At 59.8% G+C, this 2,181-nt stretch carries 1 protein-coding gene; it reads right to left on the bottom strand.

Annotation, left to right across the window (positions count from 1 at the left end; genetic code table 11):
- Nucleotides 1–389: 389 nt before the first annotated feature.
- Nucleotides 390–1,688, bottom strand: coding sequence for a group II intron reverse transcriptase/maturase (ltrA, locus tag NFR51_RS10920; RefSeq protein WP_251713610.1), 1,299 nt, complete (start codon nucleotides 1,686–1,688; stop codon nucleotides 390–392).
- Nucleotides 1,689–2,181 lie beyond the last annotated feature (493 nt).

Genomic DNA, 2,181 nt, shown 5'->3' with positions numbered 1-2,181 from the left:
CACCTCTTCCTCTGCCTGGCCGGTGCCGACCTCTGTCGGGCCATACAAGGCTTCCGGCTCGCCTACTTTCAGGTCGATGGCGCCTTCACTGATTTTCTGGAGCCGGTAGTATTTCAGCTCTACCTCGTCATCAACCTGCACCGTGCGCGTATCGGTGGTAACTGTCAAGGTATCTGTCGCCCTGTTTGATTTTTATGCAGCTATTTTCTCTACCTCCCTAACTACTCGGCGCTCTGGGTTTAGCGATACTAATCCCGGCTTATTCATGAGGCAGGCCTGAAAACGAAGATAGTCGGGTAGACCGAGCGATTGCTCGACCCGGCCCCCCACAGATCCGGACGTGCGCAATTAACGCATCCGGCTCTTCAACCATCAGTTTCGCTGAAGGATCAGCATGGGTGAACGATCCTCGCCTTGGGAAACGGCAGTAACTTAAAGAGTTGAAGCGCATTCCGCCACACAATCCTTGCCTTCTGGGATCGCCGGCTCAGCCATTTGATCCAGCACCACTTCACCCGATGGCGAAACGTCTGTATGGATCGCATATTGCCGCGAATACCGTAGTAGGCAACGTGACCTTGGATCTTACGACTCAACTTCTCATGCTGTTCCCGGATCGGCAGGTGACGATTCCACCGGCACCACTGTGAGATGTGCTTGAGCCCACGCCGAAACCTATCCTTCGCCGTCTTGCGCTTGATAACCAAGAGCCCGCGGCGTGACTTCCCCCAGTAGTGGGTGAAGCCCAGAAAGTCGAAGGTTTCGGCACGCTGCTCACGATACGGGCGGAACCTCACCAGGCGGGTCTTGGTCGGGTGCAGGGTGAGGCCGAAGCGCGCGAAGCGCTTGGGCAGTACTTCCAGCACCTTGCGGGCGTCAGCTTCACTGCTGAATGCGAGCACGGCATCGTCGGCGAAACGTACCTCAAATGCGCGTCCTCGCAGGCGTGGCTTGACGTCTTTCTCAAACCACTCGTCCAGTACATAGTGGAGATAGAGGTTCGCCAGCAATGGGGAAATGACCCCGCCCTGTGGGCTGCCGACTACTCCCTTCTGCCACTGCCCAGCCTCCAGTACTCCGGCCTTGAGCCACTTGCCGATCAGGCGAAGGATCACACCGTCCTTCACTCGTTGCTGCAGAAACGCTCGCAGGTGCCGGTGGTCGATCGTGTCGAAGAAGGCCTTGATGTCCAGGTCGATGACCCAGCCACCTCCCATCGACGACAGGCCGTCCCACACCGTCTTGATGGCCTGGTGTGCCGAGCGCCCCGGCCGAAAGCCGTACGAACAATCCAGGAAGTCATGCTCGTAGAGAGGCTCCAGCAGGGCCACCACGGCACGTTGCAGGACCTTGTCTTCAAAGGTGGGAATGCCGATCGGCCGTGTGGTACGCCCATCCCCTTTGGGGATATGGACACGCCGCACCGGCGGCGCCCGGTAACACCCGCTCTTGGCCTCTTCCAGCAAGCGCTGGATATTGATCTCGAAGCCGCGCGCGAAGTCGTCCGCCGTCTGGCCATCAATCCCGACCGCACCGTCATGGCGCGTCATGAGGTAGGCCGTTTTCAGCCACTGGGCGTCGATATGATGCGCCAGTGACGTGAAGGCACGCTGCGGGAAGCGCTCTGCCAGCGCTGCTATCCGCACTTGTTTCGTGGACATGACCTCAGGTTCCTGTGCACCTGTCATGTTGCCCTCGTGCAGTTCTGATGATTGGCCGCCCCTTCCCTCCAGCGGGTCCCGTCGAGTAGGTTCCCCGCCTTCTTCGGTACTATGAGCGACTCCGACTCCCGCCCTTCCATCCGGCTGGCTCCTTATGGTCGCCTGGCCGTACCTCCTGAGTGGCTGTTGTTTCGCTCCCATCACCGCCAGTCACTGCAGTGCTGGGCCAGGGAGCTTGGGGGCAGGTGGCTCCCGTACCTGATAGCGTTAGATCGGAGGAGGGAAATGGGCCTCCCAGGTTCCTGGGAACCCCCTGTGTGAACATGCCCTGCTCTTCGACCCCGGCGGCCCTTCCCTGCCAAGCCATACGGCAGGGTCGTGTTGCCTTCCAGCATTTGAAAACTGTCGGCGACTGCCACTACCACAATTTCGGGGCTCTATCACACGGCCTATCCACTCGCTGTGTACGCTTCGCAGCGGCGGTTACCCGACACCACGCAACACTCGCTGCCGGCTGGTG

Source organism: Lactococcus ileimucosae (genome assembly GCF_943193185.1).
Lineage (GTDB): Bacteria > Bacillota > Bacilli > Lactobacillales > Streptococcaceae > Lactococcus > Lactococcus ileimucosae.
Note: the sequence above shows the minus strand (reverse complement) of the source record. Positions and strands in the feature narration are given on the sequence as shown.